The sequence below is a fragment of the Promicromonospora aerolata genome (genome assembly GCF_042682255.1).
Taxonomy (GTDB): domain Bacteria; phylum Actinomycetota; class Actinomycetes; order Actinomycetales; family Cellulomonadaceae; genus Promicromonospora; species Promicromonospora aerolata.
The window spans coordinates 33,638-57,932 of the sequence record NZ_JBHUHF010000001.1 but is presented as its reverse complement, the minus strand read 5'-3'; the positions used below and the strand labels follow the sequence as shown (position 1 = coordinate 57,932).

Annotated in this window: 20 protein-coding genes; 7 read left to right on the top strand and 13 right to left on the bottom strand. The window is 71.4% G+C overall.

Annotated features, from left to right (window positions below):
* The first annotated feature begins 76 nt into the window (after nucleotides 1-76).
* From ACFSL2_RS00250 to ACFSL2_RS00240, 3 genes are all read left to right on the top strand, one after another.
* Nucleotides 77-1,138, top strand: coding sequence for a multicopper oxidase domain-containing protein (locus ACFSL2_RS00250; protein ID WP_377195944.1), 1,062 nt, complete (start codon nucleotides 77-79; stop codon nucleotides 1,136-1,138).
* Nucleotides 1,139-1,222: 84 nt separating this feature from the next.
* On the top strand, nucleotides 1,223-5,233 hold the full coding sequence (locus ACFSL2_RS00245; RefSeq protein ID WP_377195943.1) for a ThuA domain-containing protein: 4,011 nt from the start codon (nucleotides 1,223-1,225) through the stop codon (nucleotides 5,231-5,233).
* Nucleotides 5,234-5,262: 29 nt separating this feature from the next.
* Complete coding sequence (locus ACFSL2_RS00240; protein ID WP_377195942.1) at nucleotides 5,263-7,131, top strand: OmpL47-type beta-barrel domain-containing protein; 1,869 nt, start codon at nucleotides 5,263-5,265, stop codon at nucleotides 7,129-7,131.
* Between the two features lie 106 nt (nucleotides 7,132-7,237).
* On the opposite strand, the gene acnA is transcribed toward ACFSL2_RS00240, so the two are convergent.
* The 4 genes from acnA to ACFSL2_RS00220 all read right to left on the bottom strand — a co-directional run bounded on the left by acnA (nucleotide 7,238) and on the right by ACFSL2_RS00220 (nucleotide 14,409).
* Entirely contained in the window at nucleotides 7,238-10,000 is a 2,763-nt protein-coding gene (acnA, locus tag ACFSL2_RS00235) for an aconitate hydratase AcnA (RefSeq protein ID WP_377195941.1), read from the bottom strand.
* Between the two features lie 142 nt (nucleotides 10,001-10,142).
* On the bottom strand, nucleotides 10,143-10,958 hold the full coding sequence (locus tag ACFSL2_RS00230; RefSeq protein ID WP_377195940.1) for an SGNH/GDSL hydrolase family protein: 816 nt from the start codon (nucleotides 10,956-10,958) through the stop codon (nucleotides 10,143-10,145).
* A gap of 49 nt (nucleotides 10,959-11,007) precedes the next feature.
* Complete coding sequence (locus ACFSL2_RS00225) at nucleotides 11,008-12,393, bottom strand: class I SAM-dependent RNA methyltransferase (protein ID WP_377195939.1); 1,386 nt, start codon at nucleotides 12,391-12,393, stop codon at nucleotides 11,008-11,010.
* Nucleotides 12,394-12,411: 18 nt separating this feature from the next.
* Nucleotides 12,412-14,409 carry an APC family permease gene (locus ACFSL2_RS00220; RefSeq protein ID WP_377195938.1) on the bottom strand — a complete coding sequence of 666 codons (1,998 nt, stop codon included), beginning with the start codon at nucleotides 14,407-14,409 and terminating at the stop codon, nucleotides 12,412-12,414.
* Nucleotides 14,410-14,526: 117 nt separating this feature from the next.
* On the opposite strand from ACFSL2_RS00220, the gene ACFSL2_RS00215 reads away from it, so the two are divergent.
* Nucleotides 14,527-15,180 (top strand): potassium channel family protein, encoded by a 654-nt coding sequence (locus ACFSL2_RS00215; protein WP_377200746.1) that lies wholly within the window; start codon nucleotides 14,527-14,529, stop codon nucleotides 15,178-15,180.
* Nucleotides 15,180-15,845 (top strand): potassium channel family protein, encoded by a 666-nt coding sequence (locus ACFSL2_RS00210; RefSeq protein ID WP_377195937.1) that lies wholly within the window; start codon nucleotides 15,180-15,182, stop codon nucleotides 15,843-15,845. The genes ACFSL2_RS00215 and ACFSL2_RS00210 overlap by 1 nt, the downstream gene beginning before the upstream one ends.
* Nucleotides 15,846-15,864: 19 nt before the next feature.
* Here ACFSL2_RS00210 and ACFSL2_RS00205 read toward each other — a convergent pair whose 3' ends face one another.
* The 4 genes from ACFSL2_RS00205 to dut form a co-directional block, all read right to left on the bottom strand.
* The gene (locus ACFSL2_RS00205) at nucleotides 15,865-16,647 is read right to left on the bottom strand and encodes a DUF3159 domain-containing protein (RefSeq protein WP_377195936.1); all 783 of its coding nucleotides are present in this window, start codon (nucleotides 16,645-16,647) and stop codon (nucleotides 15,865-15,867) included.
* Between the two features lie 54 nt (nucleotides 16,648-16,701).
* The gene (locus ACFSL2_RS00200) at nucleotides 16,702-17,082 is read right to left on the bottom strand and encodes an OB-fold nucleic acid binding domain-containing protein (protein WP_377195935.1); all 381 of its coding nucleotides are present in this window, start codon (nucleotides 17,080-17,082) and stop codon (nucleotides 16,702-16,704) included.
* 15 nt (nucleotides 17,083-17,097) lie between these two features.
* The gene (locus ACFSL2_RS00195) at nucleotides 17,098-17,823 is read right to left on the bottom strand and encodes a DUF3710 domain-containing protein (RefSeq protein ID WP_377195934.1); all 726 of its coding nucleotides are present in this window, start codon (nucleotides 17,821-17,823) and stop codon (nucleotides 17,098-17,100) included.
* Nucleotides 17,824-17,960: 137 nt separating this feature from the next.
* A complete protein-coding gene (dut, locus tag ACFSL2_RS00190; RefSeq protein ID WP_377195933.1) occupies nucleotides 17,961-18,434 on the bottom strand; it encodes a dUTP diphosphatase in 474 nt (157 codons plus the stop codon).
* Between the two features lie 78 nt (nucleotides 18,435-18,512).
* Here dut and ACFSL2_RS00185 point away from each other — a divergent pair, with 78 nt between their 5' ends.
* Nucleotides 18,513-18,956, top strand: a complete 444-nt coding sequence (locus tag ACFSL2_RS00185; protein ID WP_377195932.1) for a DUF3093 domain-containing protein — start codon at nucleotides 18,513-18,515, stop codon at nucleotides 18,954-18,956.
* A gap of 91 nt (nucleotides 18,957-19,047) precedes the next feature.
* Here ACFSL2_RS00185 and ACFSL2_RS00180 read toward each other — a convergent pair whose 3' ends face one another.
* Together ACFSL2_RS00180 and ACFSL2_RS00175 are read right to left on the bottom strand one after the other, a co-directional pair.
* Nucleotides 19,048-19,347, bottom strand: coding sequence for a DUF4193 domain-containing protein (locus ACFSL2_RS00180; RefSeq protein ID WP_116675819.1), 300 nt, complete (start codon nucleotides 19,345-19,347; stop codon nucleotides 19,048-19,050).
* A 308-nt stretch (nucleotides 19,348-19,655) separates the two neighbouring features.
* On the bottom strand, nucleotides 19,656-20,519 hold the full coding sequence (locus ACFSL2_RS00175) for an inositol monophosphatase family protein (protein WP_377195931.1): 864 nt from the start codon (nucleotides 20,517-20,519) through the stop codon (nucleotides 19,656-19,658).
* Nucleotides 20,520-20,639: 120 nt separating this feature from the next.
* On the opposite strand from ACFSL2_RS00175, the gene sepH reads away from it, so the two are divergent.
* On the top strand, nucleotides 20,640-21,842 hold the full coding sequence (gene sepH / locus ACFSL2_RS00170) for a septation protein SepH (protein WP_377195930.1): 1,203 nt from the start codon (nucleotides 20,640-20,642) through the stop codon (nucleotides 21,840-21,842).
* Between the two features lie 4 nt (nucleotides 21,843-21,846).
* On the opposite strand, the gene ACFSL2_RS00165 is transcribed toward sepH, so the two are convergent.
* The 3 genes from ACFSL2_RS00165 to ACFSL2_RS00155 are packed head-to-tail and all read right to left on the bottom strand — an operon-like array spanning nucleotide 21,847 to nucleotide 24,282.
* Nucleotides 21,847-22,479: a thymidine kinase gene (locus ACFSL2_RS00165; protein WP_377195929.1), complete on the bottom strand. Its 633-nt coding sequence runs from the start codon at nucleotides 22,477-22,479 to the stop codon at nucleotides 21,847-21,849.
* Nucleotides 22,480-22,504: 25 nt separating this feature from the next.
* Nucleotides 22,505-23,698, bottom strand: coding sequence for an alkaline phosphatase family protein (locus ACFSL2_RS00160; protein ID WP_377195928.1), 1,194 nt, complete (start codon nucleotides 23,696-23,698; stop codon nucleotides 22,505-22,507).
* Entirely contained in the window at nucleotides 23,695-24,282 is a 588-nt protein-coding gene (locus ACFSL2_RS00155) for a DUF5998 family protein (protein WP_377195927.1), read from the bottom strand. Before ACFSL2_RS00155 ends, ACFSL2_RS00160 begins: the two co-directional genes overlap by 4 nt.
* Nucleotides 24,283-24,295 lie beyond the last annotated feature (13 nt).

The following is a 24,295-nucleotide window of genomic DNA, read 5'->3' as shown; positions in this document are numbered from 1 at the left end:
GAACCCCCACCCCCTCCTGATCCCTGCCTCGTCGGGACGGCCCGTGGGCCTGCCCGGCGGTGTCGAACGGAGACGCATGTCTGAGAACGCCACCGACCACCGATCCGAGCGGGGCAACCTGTCCCGTCGCTCCATCCTCACCGGCACCCTCGCCGGGCTCGTCGCACCGACCGCGGTCCTGGCGCTCGGCGCCGACACCGCTGCCGCCGCCGGACCGGGGGCCATCCGCCCGCTGGGTACCACCCGGCACATCACGATCTTCGCGGAGCCGCTGCCCAACGGGCAGTACGGCTACGGCCTCACCCCCGGCAAGGCCAGCATCCCCGGCCCGCTGCTGGAGATGTGGGAGGGCGACACCCTCCAGATCGAGCTGGTGAACAACACGGACAAGCGCCTGTCGATCCACCCGCACGGTGTCGACTACAAGACCGAGTCGGACGGCAGCCCGTTCAACGACTCGTTCAACGAGCCGGGCGAGACCCGCACCTACACGTGGCGGACCCACGCGCCGCAGCAGCTGGACGACGGTCACTGGCTGCCCGGCTCCGCGGGCTACTGGCACTACCACGACCACGCGCTGGGCGGCGCCCACGGCACCGACGGACTGCGCGCGGGCCTCTACGGCGGGCTCATCGTGCGCCGCAAGGGCGACATCCTGCCCGACCGCACGTTCACCGTCGTCTTCAACGACATGACCATCAACAACAAGTCGGCACCCGACACCCCGATGTTCGAGGCGAACCTCGGCGAGACCGTCGAGTTCCTCGCGATCGGCCACGGGGACCAGCTGCACACCTTCCACGTGCACGCCCACCGCTGGGCGAACAACCGCACCGGCTACCTGACCGGTCCCGACGACCCCAGCCAGGTCGTGGACAACGCGGACCTGAACCCGGGCTCCTCGTTCGGTTTCCAGGTCAAGGCCGGGCAGAGGGTCGGCGCAGGCGCCTGGATGTACCACTGCCACGTCCAGTTCCACTCGGACGGCGGCATGGCCGGTGTGTTCCTGGTGCGCAACGCCGACGGATCCATGCCCGACGGAGCTCAGGAGGCCATCGACCGGTTCCACCAGCACGGCACCCACACGAGCACCAGTACCAGCACCACCCAGAGCGACACGGGCCACGCAGGCCACTGACCGCCGGGCACGCCGCGTCCTGACGACCGGCGGAGCAGGCGGGGACGAGACCCGGACGCATTGATCACCCGCAAAGGAGCAGTGATGGAACGGATAGGAAGACGCACGGTCCATGGGGCAGCAGCCCCGCACAGAACGGTACGCAGCACGCTCGCCGCAGTCGCGGGCGCAGCCCTCGTCGTCTCGCTGGCAGCCGTGCCGGCGCAGGCGCAGCGCAGCACCACCAGCGGCGCCGCCCCGGTGGCCGCCGCGCCCGCGGCGCTCGACGTGGCCCAGGACGCCGCGGACATCAACGTGCTGGTGTTCCACGGCGCACCGGACCAGCAGAAGGACCCGGTGGCGGCAGCCACCAGGGCCATCAAGGAGCTGGGCGCCGAGCACGGGTTCACCGTGCACACGGCCAGTGACCCGAGGGCCTTCACCGCGAAGAACCTCGCGGACTACCGCGGGGTGGTCTTCCTCTCCGCCGAGGGCGCAGAGCTCACCACAGGGCAGGAAGGCGCGCTCCAGGACTACGTGCAGGCCGGTGGCGGCTTCCTCGGGGTCCGCGACGCCGCCAGGGCACAGGACCGCTCGCAGTGGTTCACCGGTCTGATCGGCACCCGGCCGGCCGGCAACCTGCCGGACCCGCTGGCCGTGGCGAGCGCCACCGCGAGCGCGGAGAACCCGCCGAACGAGGACGCCGAGAACCTGATCGACGGCGACTCGAACACCAAGTGGCTCGCCTTCGAGCCGACGGCGACCATCAACCTCGAGATGGCAGAGCCCGTCGTGGCCTCCCGGTACGCGCTCACCTCGGCGAACGACTTCGCGGGCCGCGACCCGAAGAACTGGACGCTGGCGGGCTCCACCGACGGTGAGACGTGGACCGACCTGGACACGCAGACGGACCAGGAGTTCCCCGACCGGTACACCGCGATGGACTACCGGTTCGAGAACGAGACCGCCTACCAGCACTACCGTCTCGACATCACGGCGAACGCGGGCGACGGCCTCACCCAGCTCGCCGAGATCCAGCTCTTCGACGCGGCGGCCGACGACGTGCCGGAGCCGGAGATCAAGGTGCAGGAGGCGACGGTCAACGTCGTCGACCGCGCGCACCCGGCCAACGAAGGCCTCCCGTTGAACTGGACCCGTTCGGACCGGTGGCTGAACTGGTCGCCGAACCCGACGGGCGACGTGCACACGGTCGCGCAGGTCCAGGAGTGGGACTACGACCCCGGTGAGAGCGCCAACGGGCCCTTCCACCCGGTCTCCTGGTGCCGCGACTACGACGGCGGCCGGTCGTTCTACACCGGAATGGGCGGCACCTCCGAGAGCTACACGGAGCCGGAGTTCCGTGACCACCTGCTCGGTGGTCTGCTCTGGTCGACCGGTATGGTCCGCGGCGACTGCCAGGCGACCATCGCCGAGAACTACGACGTCCAGCGCCTGACCACGGAGAACGCCGACGGCAAGCTCGACCAGATCGGCGAGCCCCACGGCCTGACGGTCGCCCCCGACGGTGGCGTCTTCTACATCGGCAAGGCGGCGTGCGCGTCCGGCCCGATCGAGTCCTGGGACGACCCGAACGTCGGGCTCGGCTGTGGCACCGTCCACCGCTGGGACCCGGAGTCGGAGGAGACCAAGCTGCTGACCACGCTCGACGTCATGGGCAACCGTGGCAGCGGCAGCGAGCTGGTCAAGAACGAGGAGGGTCTGCTCGGGATCACCCTCGACCCGAAGTTCGACGAGAACAGCTGGATCTACCTCTACTGGATGCCGCACGAGTCGATCGACACCGAGCGGCGCGTCGGTGAGCGGACGGTGTCGCGCTTCACGTACGACGCCGAGGCGAACACCATCGACCAGTCCACCCGCAAGGACCTCCTGTCCTGGGAGACGCAGATCCACAGCTGCTGCCACGCGGGCGGCGGCATGGACTTCGACGACGAGGGCAACCTGTACATCGGTTCCGGCGACGCGAACTCCTCCGGCGGTTCCGGCGGCTACTCCGGCAACAACTGGACCCAGGAATACGCGGGCATCTCGTTCCAGGACGCGCGCCGTACCGCGGGCAACACGAACAGCCTGAACGGCAAGATCCTGCGCATCCACCCGGAGCCGGACGGCACGTTCACCGTCCCCGAAGGGAACCTGTTCCCCGAGGCCGACGACCCGGGCGACAAGACGCGCCCGGAGATCTACGTCATGGGCGTCCGCAACATCTCGCGACTCGCCTACGACACGAAGAACGACTGGCTGACCGCAGCCTGGGTGGGGCCGGACGCGAGCCGGCCGAGCCCCGAGCTCGGCCCGGCCAAGTACGAGACCGCGACCATCATCACGTCGGCCGGCAACCAGGGCTGGCCGTACTGCATGGGTAACGGGCAGCCCTACCGGGACCGCAGCAACGAGGACGCGTCGGTGCTGACCGGCTGGTACGACTGCGACAACCCGAAGAACACCTCGCCGCGCAACACCGGCCTGGTGGACCTTCCGCCGGTGCGCGACAACATGATCTGGTACTCGCCGAGCGGCGGCGGTCCGGTCTTCCCGATCGGCGAGGACGGCATCCCGTCCTACGTGGACGAAGAGGCGACCTACACCCAGCCGTACCTGCGCGGCGGCGGTCAGGCCATCATGAACGGCCCGACCTACCACCGGTCAGAGGTCGACACCGACAGCGGCGCGGCCTGGCCCGCGCACTGGGACAACAAGTGGTTCATCGGTGACCAGTCGAACTCGAACAACCGGATCGCCGTCACGGTGAACCCGGACACGGTCGAGGAGGCGGGTGCCCCGGCCTTCGCCGAGGACCTGCGCCAGATCATCCGAGGCGGCAACGGCGACGACCGCGTCGACCAGTGGATGGACGCCAAGTTCGGTCCGGACGGCGCGCTGTACCTGCTCGACTACGGCGGCGGCTTCTTCTCCCTGACCGATCGCCAGAAGCTCACCCGGATCAGCTACACGGGTGGACCGGCCACTCCGGTTCCGGCCGGCGCCGGGGCCAGCGTGCAGAGCGACCCGCTCACCGTCGCCTTCACCGGTGGCGAATCGGGCGGCGTCTCCTACGCCTGGGACTTCGGGGACGGAAACACGTCGAACGAGGCGAACCCGCGGCACACCTACGCCCGCGTCGGCAGCTACGACGCGACGCTCACGGTGACCTACGCCGACGGCAGCACGAACACGGTGGACGTTCCGGTCGAGACCACGTGCACCATCCCGGACGACCGGGACACCGTCTGGTTCGGGGAGACCGACACCAAGGTCCAGAACGACGACCTCGGCGGCTGCACGATCAACGACCTGATCAACGACGAGCGGGACTGGGACACCAACGGCCGGTTCGTCAACCACGTGACCGGCGTGGCCGAGCAGCTGCAGGCCGACGGCGTCATCACCCGCAGCGAGGAGAAGAAGCTGGTCCGGACCGCGTCGCGGTCCGACATCGGTACGGCCGGCACCACCGGGTACCGGTGGCTCTTCGACGGCACCTCGGAGTCGCTCGCCAAGTGGCGGCAGGCTCCGGGCGGCAACTTCGACCACCTGCCGAGCGGGTCCATCAAGGCCCAGGGCGGTCTGGGGATGCTCTGGTACCCCGCGGAGGAGTTCGAGGACTTCTCGCTGAAGCTGCAGTTCAAGGACGTCGCCCCCGGTGACGGCCACGCGAACAGCGGCGTCTTCACCCGGTTCCCCGACCCACGGGTCGCCAAGGACGAGCGCCCGGAGTGCGGTCAGCTGACCGACGCCGAGGCGTGGGTGGCGATCTACTGCGGCCACGAGATCCAGCTCTACGACGGCGAGAGCGGCGAGCCGCAGAAGACGGGCTCGGTGTACAACTTCGACTCGAACGGTCTGGCCGAGGCCGGGGTGACCCCCAAGGGCGAGTGGAACGAGTACGAGATCCAGGTGGTCGGCCAGCAGTACACGATCATCCGCAACGGTGTGGTGATCAACGAGTTCGAGAACTCGCCGGGCAAGGAGTCCTCGCGCGCCGGTGACCCGCCGACCGACATGCGGCAGTTCCTCAGCGGCTTCATCGGTCTGCAGAACCACAGTGACGCGGACGCCATGGAGTTCCGCAACATCCGGGTGCGGGACCTGTGACCACGTTCGAGAAGATGAGAGGCACCCCCATGTTCCGACAGAAACTCTCCCGGCTTCTCGCCGGGGCCGCGGTCAGTGCCCTCGTGGCACTGCCGCTGGCCCCGGCGGGGGCCGCCGCGGTGGAGTACCGCGGCGACACGACAGAGCAGACGGCGACCCAGGCAGCGGAGCAGGCAGCCGAGCAGGTGCTGACCTGGACCGCGAGCGCCAGCGTCACGGAGTACGCCTCGGCGCCGGCCACGGCGACCGCCGGGGCCACGACGATCGTCTTCGAGAACAGCGCGGCCACCGGTAACAACATCGGTATGTCGCACACGCTGACGTTCGACACCAGCACGCCGGGGTACAACCACGATGTCGACCTGGACATCCTGGCCAACCCGTTCGACGACAACGCCGGCCGCTACGAGGCCGAGGTCGTCCTGACCCCGGGCACGTACCGGTACTTCTGCGCGATCCCCGGGCACCCCGACATGGTGGGCGAGCTCGTGGTCACCGAGGAGGGCGGGGGCGGCGACACCACCGCACCGGTCAGCACGGCCCAGGTCACCGGCCAGCAGGACGCCGACGGCGCCTACATCGGCTCGGCCACCGTCGGCCTCACGGCCGAGGACGACAGCTCGGGCGTCGAGAGCATCGAGTACGCGCTCGACGGCGGCGAGTACGTCCCGTACACCGAGCCGGTCGTGCTCGACACGCCCGGCACGTACACGCTGGAGCACCGGGCCACGGACGTCGCCGGCAACACCTCGGCGCCCGAGACGGTGCAGGTGGTGGTGGTCGCCGCTGACGGGGAGGACACGACGGCACCTGTCGTCACCCCGGAGGTGACCGGAGAGCTCGACGACAACGGCGCCTACGTCGGGTCCGCGACCGTGAACCTCACGGCTGTGGACGCCGGCTCGGGCGTGACGAGCGTCGAGTACGACCTGGACGGCGCGGGCTACGCGGCCTACACCGACCCCGTGGTCGTCGACACACCGGGCGAGCACACGGTGACCTACCGGGCCACCGATGCCGCGGGGAACGTCTCCGAGCCCGGTTCGGCGACGTTCACCGTCGTCGAGCCGCCCGTGGTGGACACCACGCCGCCGACCGTCACCACCCAGGTGACCGGCGAGCAGGACGCCGACGGCGCCTACATCGCCTCGGCCACGGTGCAGATCCTCGCCGAGGACACCGGGTCGGGCGTGGCGAGCGTCGAGTACGACCTGGACGGCGCCGGCTACACGCCCTACACGGACCCCGTGATCGTCGACATCACCGGTTCGCACACGGTGTCCTACCGGGCCACCGACAACGACGGCAACACGTCCGAGCCGGGCACGGTGGAGCTGGTCGTCGTGGGTGGCGGGGAACCGCCGGACACCACGGCGCCGATCGCGTCGGCCCAGGTGGACGGCGACCAGGACGACACCGGCGCCTACATCAACTCGGCGACGGTGACGATCAACGCCCGGGACGGTGAGTCGGGGATCGCGTTCATCGAGTACGCGCTCGACGACTTCATCTTCCGGGCCTACACGGGCACGTTCGACGTCACCGACCCGGGGGCGCACGCGCTGCAGTACCGGGCCACCGACAACGCCGGCAACGTCACCCGGACCGGGACGCTCCGGTTCTCCGTCTCGCGGGCCGCGACGGACGCCTGCCCGGTCTCCGACGAGCGCCCGACGGTGATCATCGGCGGTGTCGACAGCGGGGTGGCGAACGTGGACACCGGTAACGGTTGCACGATCGCCGACCTCGTCGACGCGGACGGCCCGTGGGTCAGCCAGAAGGCGTTCCTGAGCCACGTCGGCCAGATCGCCGACCGGCTGGAGGCGGAGGAGCTGATCAGCAAGAAGGACAACAGGATGCTGATCAACGCCGCCCGGAAGTCCGGCATCGGCAAGTAGGCACGACCAGCAGTACGACAAGAACGAAGTGGACCGCCTGCCGTCGGCAGGCGGTCCACTTCGTTCTTCTGTCAGGGTCGTGCGATCAAGCTCTACCCCTGTGGCCTCAGGCCACGAGCGAACGCAGCACGTACTGCAGGATGCCGCCGTTGCGGTAGTAGTCCGCCTCACCCGGGGTGTCGATGCGGACCACGGCGTCGAACTCGACCTGCGCGCCGTCGCCCTTGGTCGCGGTGACCTTGACCGTCTCGGGCGTCGTGCCCTCGTTCAGCGCGGTGACGCCGGCGACGTCGAAGGTCTCCGTGCCGTCCAGGCCGAGCGACTCGGCGTTCTGGCCCGCCGGGTACTGCAGCGGCAGCACCCCCATGCCGATCAGGTTCGAGCGGTGGATGCGCTCGAAGCTCTCGGTGATGACGGCCTTGACGCCCAGCAGGGCGGTGCCCTTGGCGGCCCAGTCGCGCGACGAGCCGGAGCCGTACTCCTTGCCGCCGAGCACCACGAGCGGGATGTCCGCGGCCGCGTAGTCCTGTGCGGCGTCGTAGATCGTGTCCTGCGCGTCCTTCACGAAGTTGTACGTGAAGCCGCCCTCGACGCCCGCGCCCTCGTTCTCCGAGGCCAGGAGCTGGTTGCGCAGGCGGATGTTCGCGAACGTGCCGCGGATCATGACCTCGTGGTTGCCCCGGCGCGAGCCGTAGGAGTTGAAGTCACGACGACCCACGCCGTGCTCGGCGAGGTACGTGCCCGCCGGGCTGTCGGGCTTGATGGAGCCGGCCGGGCTGATGTGGTCGGTGGTGACCGAGTCGCCGAGCTTGGCGAGCACGCGGGCGCCCGAGAAGTCGGTGACGGGCTCGGGCGTCATGCCCATGCCGTCGAAGTACGGAGGCTTGCGCACGTAGGTCGACTCGGGGTCCCACGCGAACGTGTCGCCCTCGGGGGTCTCCAGCGCGGCCCAGCGCTCGTCGCCCTTGAAGACGTCGGCGTAGTCCGACTCGAACATCTTGCGGTCGATCGACGACGCGATCGTCTTCTCGACCTCCTCCGGCGTGGGCCAGAGGTCGCGGAGGAACACCGGCTTGCCCGCCTCGTCACGACCCAGCGGGTCGTGCTCGAAGTCGAACTCCATGGTCCCGGCCAGGGCGTACGCGATGACCAGCGGCGGGGAGGCCAGGTAGTTCATCTTGACGTCCGGGTTGATGCGGCCCTCGAAGTTCCGGTTGCCCGACAGCACGGAGACGACGGACAGGTCGTGCTCGTTGACGGCCTCGGAGACCTTCTCGTCGAGCGGGCCCGAGTTGCCGATGCACGTGGCGCAGCCGTAGCCGACCAGGTGGAAGCCCAGCTTCTCGAGGTACGGCCAGAGGCCGGCCTTCTCGTAGTAGTTGGTCACGACCTGCGAGCCCGGCGCCATGGAGGTCTTGACCCACGGCTTGGACACGAGGCCCTTCTCCACCGCGTTCTTCGCGAGGAGCGCGGCGGCCATCATGACCGACGGGTTCGAGGTGTTGGTGCAGGACGTGATCGAGGCGATCGCGACCGCGCCGTGGAACAGCTCGAACTCCTTGCCCTCGCTGTTCGTGACGTGCACGTGCTTGCGGCCGTTCGGCGTGATGGCCGGCGAGTCGGACGCGGGGAACGACTCCTTCTCGGCCTCGTCCACCCGGTCCATGACCTCGGGCGCATACGTGGGCAGGTCGCGCATGAACGCGCTCTTCGCGTTCGTCAGCTCGATGCGGTCCTGCGGGCGCTTCGGCCCGGCGATCGAGGGGACCACGGTCGACAGGTCCAGCTCGAGGTACTCCGAGTACACCGGCTCCGGCGTGTCGGCGTCGAGCCAGAGGCCCTGCTCCTTGGCGTACGCCTCTACCAGCGCGAGCTGGTCCGCGGAGCGGCCGGTCAGGCGCAGGTAGTCGACGGTGACGGAGTCGATCGGGAAGATCGCCGCCGTCGAGCCGAACTCCGGCGACATGTTGCCGATGGTGGCGCGGTTCGCGAGCGGCACCTGGGCCACGCCGTCGCCGTAGAACTCGACGAACTTGCCGACGACGCCGTGCTGGCGCAGCATCTGCGTGATCGTGAGCACGACGTCGGTGGCGGTCACCGCGGCGGGGATGGAGCCGCTCAGCTTGAAGCCGACGACGCGCGGGATGAGCATCGAGACCGGCTGGCCGAGCATCGCGGCCTCGGCCTCGATGCCACCGACGCCCCAGCCCAGCACGCCCAGGCCGTTGACCATGGTGGTGTGCGAGTCGGTGCCCACGCAGGTGTCGGGGTAGGCCCGCAGCGCGCCGTCCACCTCGCGGGTCATGACCGTGCGGGCCAGGTACTCGATGTTGACCTGGTGCACGATGCCGGTGCCCGGCGGGACGACCTTGAAGTCGTCGAACGCCGTCTGGCCCCAGCGCAGGAACTGGTAGCGCTCGTGGTTGCGCTGGTACTCGAACTCGACGTTGCGCTGGAAGGCGTCGGCCCGGCCGGCGACGTCGATCTGCACGGAGTGGTCGATGACCATCTCGGCAGGGGCCAGCGGGTTGACCTTGGTCGCGTCGCCGCCGAGCGCGGCGACCGCCTCGCGCATGGTGGCGAGGTCCACGACGCAGGGCACGCCGGTGAAGTCCTGCATGATCACGCGCGCCGGCGTGAACTGGATCTCGGTGTCGGGCTGTGCGTCGGGGTCCCAGGACGCGAGGGCGCGCACGTGGTCGGCGGTGATGTTGGCGCCGTCCTCGGTGCGCAGGAGGTTCTCGGCGAGGATCTTCAGGGAGTACGGGAGGCGCTCGACTCCCTCGACCGCGTTGAGCCGGAAGATCTCGTAGGACGTGCCCGAGACCTCCAGCGTTCCCTTCGATCCGAACGTGTCCACGGTGCTCACTGTGGCTCCTTCTGCGGGGCTGACGGTGCGTCGGCTCTCACAGGCGCGGTCATCGCGCAATGGAGCCTTCGCATGGGTTCCAGGGGGCTTCACCCAGCCTAAGCCGGGCTGCTCAGGCCAGCATAACGCATATATCTTGACGTCAAGATATCTGCGAGACCACCCGGTCCGCGATGGCCCGGTAGCCCTGGTCGCCGACATGGACCCCGTCCGCGTCGACGTGCCGGTCCAGCACCACGTCAGGGTCGACCATCGAGACGTACGTCGCGTCGTGCCGCTCGGCCGCCGCACGCACGGCACTGTCCAGGGCGCGGACCTCCAGCCCGACCTCCCACGGCGTGGACGGCCCGACCGCGATGATCTGCGCCTCCGGGAAGCGCCGCGCGGCCAGCGCGTACGTGTCACCGACCGCCCGGAAGACCTCGGCGGGCGTCTCGCGCAGCTCCGGGAAGTCGTTCTGCCCTCCGGCGATCACGACGAGGTCGATCTCCCCGGGTCGGCGCACGGAGCGCAGCTGCTCCGCGTAGGACAGCAGGTCCCGGTCCGGCTTCCTGCTCACGAACCCGGTCCCGCCGTCGGCGACGTTGCGCTCGGTCCAGCCCAGCTCGCGGGCGACCCGGGTGCTCCACCGCCGCTCCGGCGACGACGCACGCTGGCCGACCGTGTAGGAGTCGCCGACGAACAGCGCGACGACCGGCTCCGTCTCGCCGGCCACCACGGACGGCGACGACGACGGCGACGGGGACGGGGACGGGGACGGGGCGGACGTCACCGGGCTGGGTGTCGGTGTCGGAGCCGGCAGGAGCGTGGGCGTGGGCACGGACGTCCGGGACAGCGTCATCGTCCCGCCGTCGACCGAGAGCCCCCCGGCACCGACCAGCATGCCTACCGCGACCGCCAGGACGAAGGCCGTCGTCACACCCGCCACAACCCCACCACGCACCAGCCATCGCTTCACGAGGCGCATCCTATGCGTCCCGTGATGTGGCGTTCGTCCATCGTGGCGGTCAGGCCGTGCGGTCCAGCACGGCGACCGCCTCGAGGTGGTGGGTGTGCGGGAACAGGTCGAACCCGCGCACCCGCGAGAGCGTGTAACCGTGTGCGGCGAGATAGCCGACGTCGCGGGCGAGCGCCGCCGGGTCGCACGCCACGTACACGATCCGGCGCGGGGCACGCGCGGCGATCGCGTCGACCACGGCGCGCCCGGCACCCGACCGCGGCGGGTCCAGCACCACGACGTCGGCGGTCGGCACGGTGTCCGACGCGAGCACCTTGTCCACGGCCCCCACCTCCAGCGTCACCTGATCCGACGCGTGCGCGTTGCGGCGGGCGTCCTTGGCCGCCTGCTCGTCGCCCTCCACGGCCACGACCCGCCCCTCGGGTCCGACGGCGTCCGCGAGCGGGAGCGTGAACAGCCCCGCGCCGGAGTACAGGTCCAGCACGGTCGCACCGGCCAGCTCGCCCGAGGTGGCGCCGGTGGCCTCCAGCACGGCGGCGGTCAGTACGGACGGCGCCTCACGGTGCACCTGCCAGAACCCGCCGGCGGCGACGCGGTAGCGGTGCGTGCCCCACGGCCCGGTCACGGTCTCGGTCACGGCTCGCCGGGCGTTGGGCCGGGTGTCCGGCTTCCCGCGGCGCCACGGCTCGCCGTCGACCAGCAGCACCGGATCCCCCTCGGAGGGGGCCACCAGCGTGAGCTGCGCCCCCGGCGTCCAGCTGCGCGTGAACACGTCCTCGGCCACGGCGAACGCCGCGACCTCCGCGGTGCCGAGCGGCATCTTCTTCAGGGCGACGACGTCGTGCGAGCGGTGCTTGCGCATGCCCGCGTGCCCCTCGGCGTCGGCCACCAGGTCGATGCGGGTGCGGTAGTGCAGGCCGCGGCGCTCGTCGTCGCCCGGTGCGGCCTCGACGGTGACCTCGTGGGCCAGCCGTTCCGGATCGATGCGGGCCAGGCGCTGCAGCTGCTCGACCAGCACGTCGGTCTTCCAGCGCCGCTGTGCGGGCAGCGCGACGTGCGAGAGCTCACCGCCACCCACCCCGTCGGGGCCCGCGGCGGGCCAGGCGGGCTCCACCCGGTCCGGCGAGGCCTGCAGCACCTCGATGGCGTCGGCCCGCCAGAAGCTCGGTCCGCCCTCCGTGACGCGGGCACGGATCCGCTCGCCCGGCAGCGTGTGCCGCACGAAGACGACGCGGCCGTCCAGGCGGGCCACGCAGTGCCCGCCGTGCGCGACGGGGCCGACCTCCAGCTCGATCTCGAGGCCCACCTCGGGGGCGGGGACGTCGCTCACGCGACGGCCGCGGTCCGGCCGCGGTGAGCGCTGCGGACGACGGCGCGGGCGGCCGCCCGAGGAGGAGTCGGCGGGCGCGGAGCGACGGTCGGGGTTACGGGGCATACGTCAAGTATCCCCTCCTCAGAGCCGCCTGCCGTGCAGGAAGGTGTCTTCCTCGAGGCCGGTGTGCCCCCGCGAGGAGGCGAGCTGCCACGGTACGGACGCCACCACGACCCCCGGTGTGAACAGCAGGCTGCCCTTGAGCCGCAGCGCCGACTGGTTGTGCAGCAGCTGTTCCCACCAGTGGCCCACCACGTACTCGGGGATGTACACCATCACGAGGTCACGCGGCGACTCCCGCCGCACGGAGCGCACGTACTTGAGCACGGGCCGGGTGATCTCCCGGTACGGCGAGTCCAGGATGCGCAGGGGAACGGGCAGGTCAAGGGCCTCCCACTCGGCGACGAGGCCGTCGATGTCCTCCCGGTCCACGCCGACGGTGACCGCCTCGATGACGTTCGGCCGGGCGGCGCGCGCGTAGGCCAGGGCCCGCATGGTCGGCTTGTGCACCTTGGAGACCAGCACGACGGCGTGCACGCGGCTCGGCAGCGCCCGGGCCGCCGAGACGTCGTCGAGCGCGAGCTCGTCCCGCACCCGGTCGTAGTGCTTGCGGATGGCCCGCATCAGGATGAACAGCACGCCCATCGCCAGGAACGTGATCCAGGCACCATGCGTGAACTTGGTCACCAGGACGATGATCAGGACGGTGCCGGTGAGCCCGAAACCGATGCCGTTGACCACCCGCGAGCGCTTCATCCGGCCGCGGACCGTGGGGTTCGGCTCCGTGCGCAGCTCGCGGGTCCAGTGCCGCAGCATGCCGAGCTGGGACAGCGTGAACGACACGAACACACCCACGATGTAGAGCTGGATCAGGCGCGTGATCGAGGCGTCGAACGCGACGACGAGCACGATCGCGGCCACCGCGAGGGTCACGATGCCGTTGGAGAACGCCAGGCGGTCGCCGCGCGTGTGCAGCTGGCGCGGCAGGTAGCCGTCGCGGCCGAGGATCGATCCCAGCACGGGGAACCCGTTGAACGCCGTGTTCGCGGCGAGCACCAGGATCAGACCGGTGACCGCGGACACCGCGTAGAAGGCCGGGGGGAAGCCGGCGAACACGGACTCGGCGAGCTGACCGATCACGGGGATCTGCACGTAGTCGGCGGGGACGGGCTCGCCGTCGACCTGCATCTGGGTGTGGGGGTCCTCGGCGAAGCGGACGCCGGTGGCCTGCGCCAGCAGGAGGATCGAGATGATCATCGTCGACGAGATGACGCCGAGCAGCAGCAGCGTGGTGGCCGCGTTGCGCGACTTGGGCTTGCGGAACGCGGGCACGCCGTTGCTGATCGCCTGGACCCCGGTGAGCGCCGCACAGCCGGACGCGAACGCACGGGCCAGGAGGAACGCGCCGCCGATGCCGACCAGCCCCTGGTCGAACGCCGCCTCCCCCACCAGCTCGTAGTCCGAGCTGGCGGCCCGCGGCAGGGTGCCGGCGAAGTAGCGGATGGCACCGGTGACGACCAGGGCGCCCATGACCGCCATGTAGCAGTACGTCGGGATCGCGAACGTCCGGCCCGACTCCCGCACGCCGCGCAGGTTGGTCAGGGTCAGCACCGCGATCGCCACGACCGCCACGACCGCCTCGTACCCCTGGATCCCTGGGATGGCCGCGGATGCGTAGTGGGCCGCCGCCGAGATCGACACCGCCACGGTGAGCACGTAGTCGACGAGGAGCGCGGAGGCCACGCCGATGCCCGCCGTGCGGCCCAGGTTGGTGCTGGCGACCTCGTAGTCGCCGCCACCGGACGGGTAGGCACGCACGTTCTGCCGGTAGGACGCCACCACGATGAGCAGCACCGCGACCACGGCCAGACCGACCCAGGGTGAGAACATCATGGCCGCGACACCGGCCAGCGACAAGGTCAGGAGGATCTCGTCGGGCGCGTACGCCACGGACGACAGGGCGTCCGAGGCGAACACGGGCAGAGCGATCCGTTTGGGCAGCAGCGTGCGCCCCAGGTTCTCGCTACGTTTGGGGCGGCCGACGAGTAGTCGCTTGGCCGCATCGACGATGTCCGACACGTTGGAAGACTCTATGCCCGTCGATGGTCGGCAGCGCACCGGCGCGCGCACCGGACATGACCGGCGCCCCGCGGCCGCCCGCATCGGGGTAGCGTTCCGTTCGTGCACTTCGTGATCATGGGCTGCGGCCGCGTGGGGTCCAGCCTCGCCCAGGAGATCGAGGGCCGTGGACACTCCGTGGCCGTCATCGACCAGAACCCCGACGCGTTCCGGCGTCTGCCCGCCGACTTCTCGGGCAAGAAGGTGACCGGCGTGGGTTTCGACCGGGACACGCTCGTCCAGGCGGGGATCGAGGACGCGTACGCGTTCGCCGCGGTGTCCGACGGCGACAACTCCAACATCCTGTCGGCCCGGGTGGTGCGCGAGACCTACGGCGTCGACAACGTCGTGGCCCGCATCTACGACCCGCACCGCGCGGAGATCTACCAGCGGCTGGGGATTCCCACGGTCGCCACCGTGCGATGGACGGCCGACCAGGTGCTGCGCCGCATGCTGCCGCTGGGCTCCACCGACGAGTACCGCGACCCGTCGGGCACCGTCCGGCTGGCCCAGATCGACTACCACCGGCGGTGGGTCGGCAAGCCCGTGCTCCACGTCGAGGCCGCCACCGGCGCACGGGTCGCGTTCGTGACCCGGTACACCTCAGCGGTGCTGCCCACGCCCGACCTCGTGCTCCAGGAGAACGACGTGCTGCACCTGCTCATGACGGCGGACGCCTCCGCCGACGTCGAGCGGATCCTCACCGCCGCCCCGACCGCCGAGGAGGACTGATGCGCGTCGTCATCGCCGGAGCCGGGTCCGTGGGCCGCTCGATCGCCCGCGAGCTGCTGAGCCACGAGCACGAGGTCACCCTCATCGACAAGAACGCGTCGGCCATGCGGGTCTCGCAGGTCCCCGAGGCGGAGTGGGTGCTCGCCGACGCGTGCGAGCTCCCCGCGCTCGAGGCCTCCGAGATGGAGCAGGCCGACGTCGTGGTGGGCGCCACCGGGGACGACAAGGTCAACCTCGTCTTCTCCCTGCTGGGCAAGACGGAGTTCGGCGTGCCGCGCACCGTCGCCCGCGTGAACAACCCGAAGAACGAGTGGATGTTCGACCAGTCCTGGGGCGTGGACGTGGCGGTCTCGACACCGCGCATCATGACGGCGATGGTCGAGGAGGCCGTCGCGGTGGGCGACCTGGTGCGGATCTTCAGCTTCCGCCAGTCGCACGCCGACCTGCTCGAGCTCACGCTGCCGGCCGACTCCCGCGCCGCCGGGACGCGCCTGGGCCGGGTGGTCTGGCCGTCGGACGTCACGCTCGCGACGATCGTGCGCGACGGCCGGCCGCTGGTGCCCAGCCCGGACGACACCCTGGAGGCCGGCGACGAGCTGCTCCTGGTCGCCGGCGCGGACGCGGACACCGACGCCCTGCAGGAGCTGCTGGTACCGAAGGGCTGAACCCGCCGCGGGCGGTCGGCTACGCGGCCGGCGCCGCCTTCGGTCGGCGCACCACGTACCAGGTCAGGTACAGCACGAGGGCCCACAGCGGCACGCCGAGCAGCAGGTGGAACGTGCCGAGCCACGCGATGTCGTCCGCGAAGTACAGCGGCGTCTTCACCGCGAGGCGCAGGGCGAACAGGCCCACCCAGAGCCACGTGGCGATGGCATAGGTACGCATCTTGGCGGGATCGTCGCGCCAGGCGGTCAGGGCGGCGAACGGCGACGGCTCGGCGTCCTTCGTCTCGCCGTCGCTCGTCTCGTCGTCGTGCGGCTCGGCGGTCCGGTTCGCCTCGGCCTTCACGGCCTCCGGCGTCAGGCCGGCGCGCAGCGCCTCCACGACGTAGCCGACGACGGGCCGGCGCACGGCGATGGAGACCAGCAGCACCACGAGATAGCCGGCGTTGACCAGCAGACCGCCCGCGTAGTAGTTCGCCGCCTCGCCCGACGTCCACGCCCAGAGCACGCCCACGGCGATGCCCAGCAGGCCGCCGAGGGCCTGCGTGACGGGCGTCCGCTGCACCAGGCGTGCCACGACGAGCACCAGCGCCGCGACCACCGACGCGACGAGCGGGATCGTCAGGTCGGTGAAGATCACGAACGCGACCACGAACACCAGGCCGGGCAGCACCGCCTCGACCAGGCCGCGGACACCACCGATCGCCTGGGCGGCGGAGAACTCCTCGCCGGCGAGGGCGCGCACGCCGCGCGCGGGGGCTTCTGCGGGCTCCGGAGGCATGTCGGGACGTGCGGGTTCACTCATGGAGTTCATTGTGCCGTGCTCGGCCGGATGCTCATCCACCCGGTCCCCGTGCCATCACTCACCCGGCCGCGGCCGGAGCTCGTAGCGCGGGTTGAACATGGTGCGGCGCCCGTCGGCGTCGCACACCATGCCCTCGACGCGGATCCGCCGCCCCGGTTCGATACCGTCGATGGTCCGCCGCCCGAGCCACACGAGGTCCAGCGCACCGGAGCCGTCGAACAGCTCCGCCTCCACCGTGGGCACGCCCTCGCGGGGCCGCAGGACGACCGAGCGCAGCACGCCGGCCACCTTGCCGCGGGAGCGGACCGGCACGGTGGCGACGGCCATACAACCCAGGTTGCGCGAGGCGTCGGCGCGCTCCTCGGTGTCCCGGACCTCCTCGTTGGAGGCCAGCGACTCCGCGATGCGGGACGCGAGGCTCGAGCGGAGCGACATCAGCGGTTCACCTCGTCAGCCGATCTGAGTGATCTCGGGGCCGCGGCGCTGCGGGTCGATGTCGGACATCTTCGGTGCGGCGCCCTCGGGGCCGGCGGCTTCCGCTGCCGGCTGTGCACCATCCTTGCGCGCCGACTTCGGCAGCGCCAGGGGCAGCAGGTCGCGGGGCGGGCGCGGGCTCTGGTCGCGCACCACGACGATGTTCGCGAACACCGACTCCAGCGCCTTCGCCGCCTCGTTGTCCAGCGCCGCCTTGCCGGCGAGGACACCGCGGATGAACCAGCGCGGGCCGTCCACCCCGATGAACCGCGCCGGGCGCTGCCCGGCCTGCCCGTCCGGGCCCTTCACCGGCATGCGGACGAGCAGCTCGCGGCCGAACACGCCGGGCACGTCGTCGACGATCCCGCCCTGCCCGCCCACCGACTGCGCGATCTCGTGGCGGATCTCGTCCCAGATCCCTTCGGTGCGCGGCGCGGCGAAAGCCTGGATCTGCAGGTTCGACCCCTCCAGCGCGGCCGTCACCCCGGTCACCTTCTGCGTCTTCTTGTCGATCTCCATGCGAAGCTCGAGACCGGGCATCACCGGCAGCCAGATCGCACCGAGGTCGACGCGGGGACCCATCTCCCCCACCTGCGACCGGTCGAAGGGTCCGTGCTGCCGCTTCTCCTGCTCGGCCTCCACCGACGGCCACTCGACCGGTGCGGGCTCATTCGCCGTGCCTCGTCGGCTGAACAGACCCACAGCCACGCTCCTTACGTCGTTCGTCAGTGCTGCGCGCACGCGAAGGCGTAGCACGACAGCGTTATCCACTCGTTATTCCCAGACTAGACCCGTCCGGGGTCCGATCGGGACGGTCGGCGCACCACGGTGCACGCCGTTCAGCGCCCGGCGAAACCGCCGCTGGAGCCGAACCCGCCGTCCCCCCGGGACGAGCCGGGCAGGGTCTCGGCGGGCAGGAACCGTGCCCGCTCGACCCGCTGGATCACGAGCTGGGCGACCCGGTCGCCGCGCACGAGCTTGACCGGCTCGGCGACGTCGGTGTTGAGCAGCGTCACCTTGATCTCGCCGCGGTAGCCCGCGTCGACCGTGCCGGGGGCGTTCACGATGGTGACACCGTGCTTCGCCGCGAGCCCGGACCGCGGGTGCACGAACGCCGCGTAGCCGTCCGGCAGGGCTATCGACACCCCCGTCGGCACCATCACCCGGCCCTGCGGCGGGATCTCGACGTCGACCGTGGTCACCAGGTCGGCGCCGGCATCGCCGGGATGCGCGTAGGAGGGGACGGGGACGTCGTCGAGGAGGCGGATGAGCACGTCGACCGTGCTGCCGTCGCCGGTTGCGGGGGTGGGCACGCCGGAAGAGTACGCCACCTCGGCCCGCGACGCCGCAAGAGTGGTCGGGCCGGCGCGTGGGCCTGGGATGATGTGTGCATGACGGCGACCACCCTCACCTTCCACGAGCGTCTTCTGCCCGGTCCCGGCGGCTGGCTCGGGACGGTCGGTCTGGGCGTCATCGCGGCGATCGCGCTCTGGCCGGTGCACGTGCCGGCCGCCCTCGTCACCGGGCTGCTGGTCTGCGTCGGGTCGGCGGTCGCCCTGGCGGCCACCTCCCCCGTCGTCGAGGTGTCCGACGGCGTCCTGCGGGCCGGGCGTGCCCGTGTGCCGGTCGCTCTGCTCGGCCCCGCGCAGGCCCTCGACGTCGCCGCCATGCGACACGAGCTGGGACCCGGGCTCGACGCGCGCGCGTACGTCTGCCTGCGTGCGTGGGCGCGGACCGGGGTGCGGGTCGCGCTCGACGACCCGGCCGACCCCACCCCCTACTGGCTCGTCTCCACCCGTCGCCCGCAGCTGCTGGTGGAGGCGTTGGGCGGCTGAGGCCCTGGCATGCCTGTCCCCGGACACGACGAAGGCTGCCACGCAACGCATGACAGCCCGGTCGTGTCGTCAGTGCCGAACGCCTGGTGGATCAGGCGGCGCACTCCGTGCAGATCATCTGGCCGGCCTTCTCGTAGGCCAGCTGGCTGCGGTGGTGCACGAGGAAGCAGCTGGAGCACGTGAACTCGTCCGCCTGTCGCGGCAGCACGCGTACCGCGAGCTCCTCGCCGGACAGGTCGGCGCCGGGGAGCTCGAAGCCCTCGGCCGCCTCGGTCTCGTCCTCGTCCACAACGCCCGAGGACTTGTCAGATCGACGTGCCTGCAGCTCCTGGATCGAGTCCTGCTCGACATCCTCATCGGTCTTGCGTGGGGCGTCGTAGTCAGTCGCCATGTGGTGTTCTCCGTCGGTAGGTGGTCGCGCCGGAACGTTTCGGGTGTCCGGGATTCGACGCCGCCCCGGCCGGGTCACCGTAGGCGCCGTCGAACGGCGTCCGTTACGGGTGTACGCGCAGATAATGCACACGGCCCCGGATTTGTTCCCGAGTCGGCCCACGGATTGTGCACCATTTCTGTCAGGCGCGCTACATCTGTCGGTGTAACCCCCGTCACGTACGCTCTGACCTGCATCGACGTATCGTTATCGACCTCTCGGCCGGCCGTGACGGTGATATCTCCCCTACCGCCGTGTCAGAAAAATATTCACCGGATCTCAGGCGATCCGGCTCCGTCCGCGTCCGCCGCCTCGAGGATCTCGGCGAGCTGCGCGACCAGGTCGGGCGGACCTGCCACGGTCATCGCGTTCCCCGCCGGTCCCCCGCGCAGACCCGTCACCACGGCACCCGCCTCGGTGGCCACCACGGCACCCGCCGCCATGTCCCACGGGTTGAGCCCGCGCTCGTAGTACAGATCGATCGAACCGTCCGCGAGCAGGCACAGGTCGATCGCGGCCGAGCCGAGCCGGCGGATGTCCCGGATCTTCGGCAGCACCTGGGTCAGTACCTGGGCCTGGTGCGCGCGACGACCGGCGTCGTACCCGAAACCCGTGCCCACCAGGGAGGAGCCGAGCGACGCGGCGTTCCCCACGCGCACCGGTGCGCCGTCCCGGGTGGCGCCCTCGCCGAGCCCGGCGGACCAGGTCCGGCCGTCGGCCACGCTGTGCACGCACCCGGCCAGGACGGTCCACGTGGCGGGCTCCGGCGTCCCGGCCACCACCGCCACCGACACGGCCCACGACGCGACCCCGTACAGGTAGTTCACCGTGCCGTCGATCGGGTCGAGCACCCAGGTGAGCCCGCTGGTGCCCGCGACGTCGTCGCCCTCCTCGCCCAGGATCGCGTCGTCCGGGCGCTCCGCGGCGATCATCTCCCGCAACAGGTCCTCCGAGGCACGGTCCATGACCGTGACGGGGTCGACCTCGCTCGACTTCGTGGCCGCGACCACCACGCGATCCGGTCTACCCTCACGCACCAGGGCCCCGGCAGCTGTCGCGAGGCGGACGGCGAGGTCGCGGAGGGCGGTGACGGTGACGCCGTCGGGCAGCTCGGGCAGTGCGGGTGAGATCACGCACCCATCCTGCCGCACGTGCCGACGAGCGACTATCCGGCGGCACACCGACGAGCCTGCGCCGCACGACCGCCCCGCGGTGGCAGGCTCGGCCCACAGGACTACCCCGGGAGGACTGGCATGGACGAGCTGGAGCTGGTACGGCTGCACGAGGACGGTGAACGACTCGTCCTTGCTGCGCGCGACGGCGCCCAGAGCACCCTGCCCATCACCGATGCCCTGCGTGCCGCCATCCGAGGTGACCGCCCCCGCATGGAGTCGATCCGTGCCCAGGAGGAGTCGACGCTGCGCCCCCGCGAGATCCAGGCGCGCCTGCGCGCGGGCGAGACCTGCGAGGCGCTCGCCGAGGCCTCGGGCCTGCCGATCGACCACGTGCGGCGCTTCGAGTACCCGGTGATCTCCGAGCGGGAGCACTCGATCGCCCGGGTACGGGCCAAGGCGGTCCTGACGGACGACGACGGGTCCACCACGCTCGGCGAGGTCGCCGACGAACGCCTCCGCTCGCGCGGCGTGCGCCCCGCCGACGCCCGGTGGTCCGCCACCCGGGAGGGCACCCATCCGTGGCTGGTACAGGTGGAGTTCGAGGCCGCGGAGCGGCCCCGCGTGGCGCGCTGGTCCCTGGAACCGCGCGGCGGCTTCGTGACGGCGCTCGACGACGAGGCCCGCTGGCTCGGGCTCCCGGAGGACGACGGCGGTCCGGCGATCGCCGGGGTCTCGACCCTGCCCCCGCACCGCGGCAACCAGCACCCGGCGGCCCGGTCGGCACCTCCGGAGCGGGACGACACCGACCTGCTCCTCGACAACCTCTCGGAGCGGCGAGGTCAGCGGCCCTCCCGGCGCCCGTCGCCGGACGCCGACCTGCCGGACATGATGGAGCTCGACCCCGACCACGCCGCGCAGGCGGCGCAGGACGAGCCCGAACCCTCCGCCGCGGTCGTCGACATCGGTGCGCGGCGCGGTGGGTCCCGCCCGCGGATGCCCTCGGTCCACGTGCCCGACTCCCCCGCCGACCTCGAGTGGGAGGCGCCGAGCCGGTGGCAGATCTCCGCCCCGGACGTCGCCACCGCCCAGTCGAACACCGCGCAGTCGAACACCGAGCACCTGGACACCGCGCAGCCGGACGCCGAGCAGGAGCAGAACCCCCCGCCGGCCGAGCAGCCGGAGCGGGACCAGGTCCCGGAGCCCGTGCCGGAGAAGGTGCCGGAGAAGCCGCCGGCCGATCCGGCGCCGCCCAAGCGGCCGGCGGCCAAGCGTGGCCGCAAGTCCCGCGCGCAGGTGCCGAGCTGGGACGAGATCGTGTTCGGTTCGCGCCCCGAGGTGTAGCCGGCTAGCCCCAGAGCGACTCGTCGGCCGAACGGCGGCGCGCGGTCAGCGCCGTCATGCGGCGCATGTGGTGCCGGCGGCACAGCACCTCGTAGGCGACCTCGCCGCGGCCGACGTCGCCGATCACCACCTGCTCCCCCTCGGTGACCATGACGCCGTCGACGGTGCGGGCGTTGAGCGTGGCGCGCGCACCGCACCAGCAGAGCGACTGCACCTGGAGCACGTCGATCCGGTCGGCGAGCTCGATGAGGCGGGCCGAGCCGGGAAAGAGCCGGGTGCGGAAGTCGGTGGTGATACCGAACGCGAAGATGTCGATCTCCATCTCGTCCACCAGCCGGGCGAGCTGCTCCACCTGCTCGGGCGAGTAGAACTGCGCCTCGTCGCACACGAGGTAGTCGACGGCCTCGCCGCTGGAGCGCCGGGCGCTGATCTCTGCCCAGAAGTCGGTGCCGTCGGTCACCTCGTGGGCGGCCACCTCCAGGCCCAGCCGGCTGGAGACCTTGGCCTCCCCCGCTCGGTCACCGCGGCTGAAGATGAGCCCCTCGCGCCCCCGTGCGCGATAGTTGTGGTCGGTCTGGAGGGCGAGGGTGGACTTTCCGGAGTCCATGGTCCCGGAGAAGAAGACGAGCTCGGCCACGGAAGCACCTTACGTGTCTGGCGGCTCAGGCGACGGCCGTGAGCAGCGGCACGAGCATCTCGTGCGGGGTCAGGGAGCCGTGCACGCCGGGCAGTGCGCGGGCGGCCGCGGAGTGCACCCGCGAGTCGACGACGGTCGCGGCGCCGGTCATGGCGACCACCACGTCCCCGATCGTGGCACGCACGTGCTCGGCGACCGGTCCGAACCAGCCGCTCTCCACCGCCTGCTCCCGCCCGAGGACCACGGCGTGGTCACCCAGCCGCTCGGCCCACCGGTGCGCGACGTCGGCCGGGTCGGCCGCCCGGTCCGCGTAGACGTGCAGGGCGCGGGGCTCTCCCCCGACCAGCGCGACGCCGGGCTTCAGCGCCGCGTCGGCGGCCACGTCCCACTGGAGGGCCGGGTCGGCCGTGATCTGGCCGTGGTCCGCCGTGATCACGACGAGGGTGCCTCGCGGCACGCTGCGCAGCAGCCGGTGCAGCTCACGGTCGGTGGACTCCAGCGCGTCGCCCCACTGCCACGAGTCCCAGCCGTGGCCGTGGCCCGTCTTGTCGACGTCGCCCTGGTACAGGTAGACCAGGCGCTGGGCCTCTCCGGGCTGGCGGAGCGCCGTGACGGTGGCGTCCACCCGCCGCTCGAACGTCTCTGCGGCGACGTAGGCGGGTCCACGCAGCGCGGCCTGGGTCATGCCGGAACCGGCGAACTTCCCGGGACCGGGCGCCGTGACGCGCGTGCCCGCGGCCGCGAGCGTCTCGAACACCGTGGGTTCGCGCTGCAGGTCGGCCGGGTCGCCGAGCTCCCGCCACTGCACCAGGGACGCCAGCCGGCCGGTCTCCGGGTTGCGCTGGGTGTAGCCGAGCATGCCGGTGCGACCGGGGGCGGTGCCCGTGCCGAAGGTGCTCAGACCCGAGGCCGTGGTGGACGGAAAGCTCGACGTGAGCGTCGCGGCGTCCGCGTCCCGTTCGCGCAGGAGCCCGCGGAGGAACGGGGCGTGACCGCCGCGTTCGGCGAGGTTGCGGATGCCGAGCCCGTCCACCAGGACGACCACCACGCGGTCGGCGTCGGGCAGGCCGAGGGCGGCCCGGCAGCCGGACGCGGTGAGGCCGGTGGCGGTGGTGAGCTCGTGGCCGAGGGCGCCGGCCGCGGCGGGCAGCACCGCGGCGAGGCTCGTGGTGTCGTAGGACGGCGCGATCAGGCCGTCGGGCAGGGTTGGTGCCGTCACGCAGACGTGGCCCGCGACAGTGCGCCCGCGAAGCTGACCGCCGCGCGGACCGCCGCGTCGCCCTCGGCCTCGCTGGAGACCCGTACCACCACGTCGTCGGGCGTGACCTGGCCGGTCAGGCCGTGGTCGGCGGTGCAGTTCGGGTCCACGCACGTGGCGGGCTCCAGGTCGACGCGGGACACGGCACCCCAGCCGATCGCCAGGGTCACCTCGCGCGTCGCGCCACGCCGCGGGTACTGCTCCGGGTCCGCGATCACGTGCGTGAGCGCCACGGAGCGGATCTCGCGCACCGGCACGACCTCCGTGGTGGCCGATGCCGAACCGGGCCGGGCGGGGTCCTCCCCGGAGTGGTCGTCCACGTGGGCGGTGACCAGGCGGGTCGGCGTCAGTACCAGGACCGTGAGGTGGCGGCGCACCTCCGAGTCGAAGGTGGTCTCGGCCTGCACGAGGTGGGCCAGGACCTCCTCGTCGGCCAGCGCAACGGAGAGCACGTCCGCGACGAGCTCCGGGTAGTAGCCGGCCCGGTGCAGGTGGGCGGTCAGGTCATCACGGGCATCGGTAGGGGCATGGGACACGGTTGGCATCATCCCATGAGAG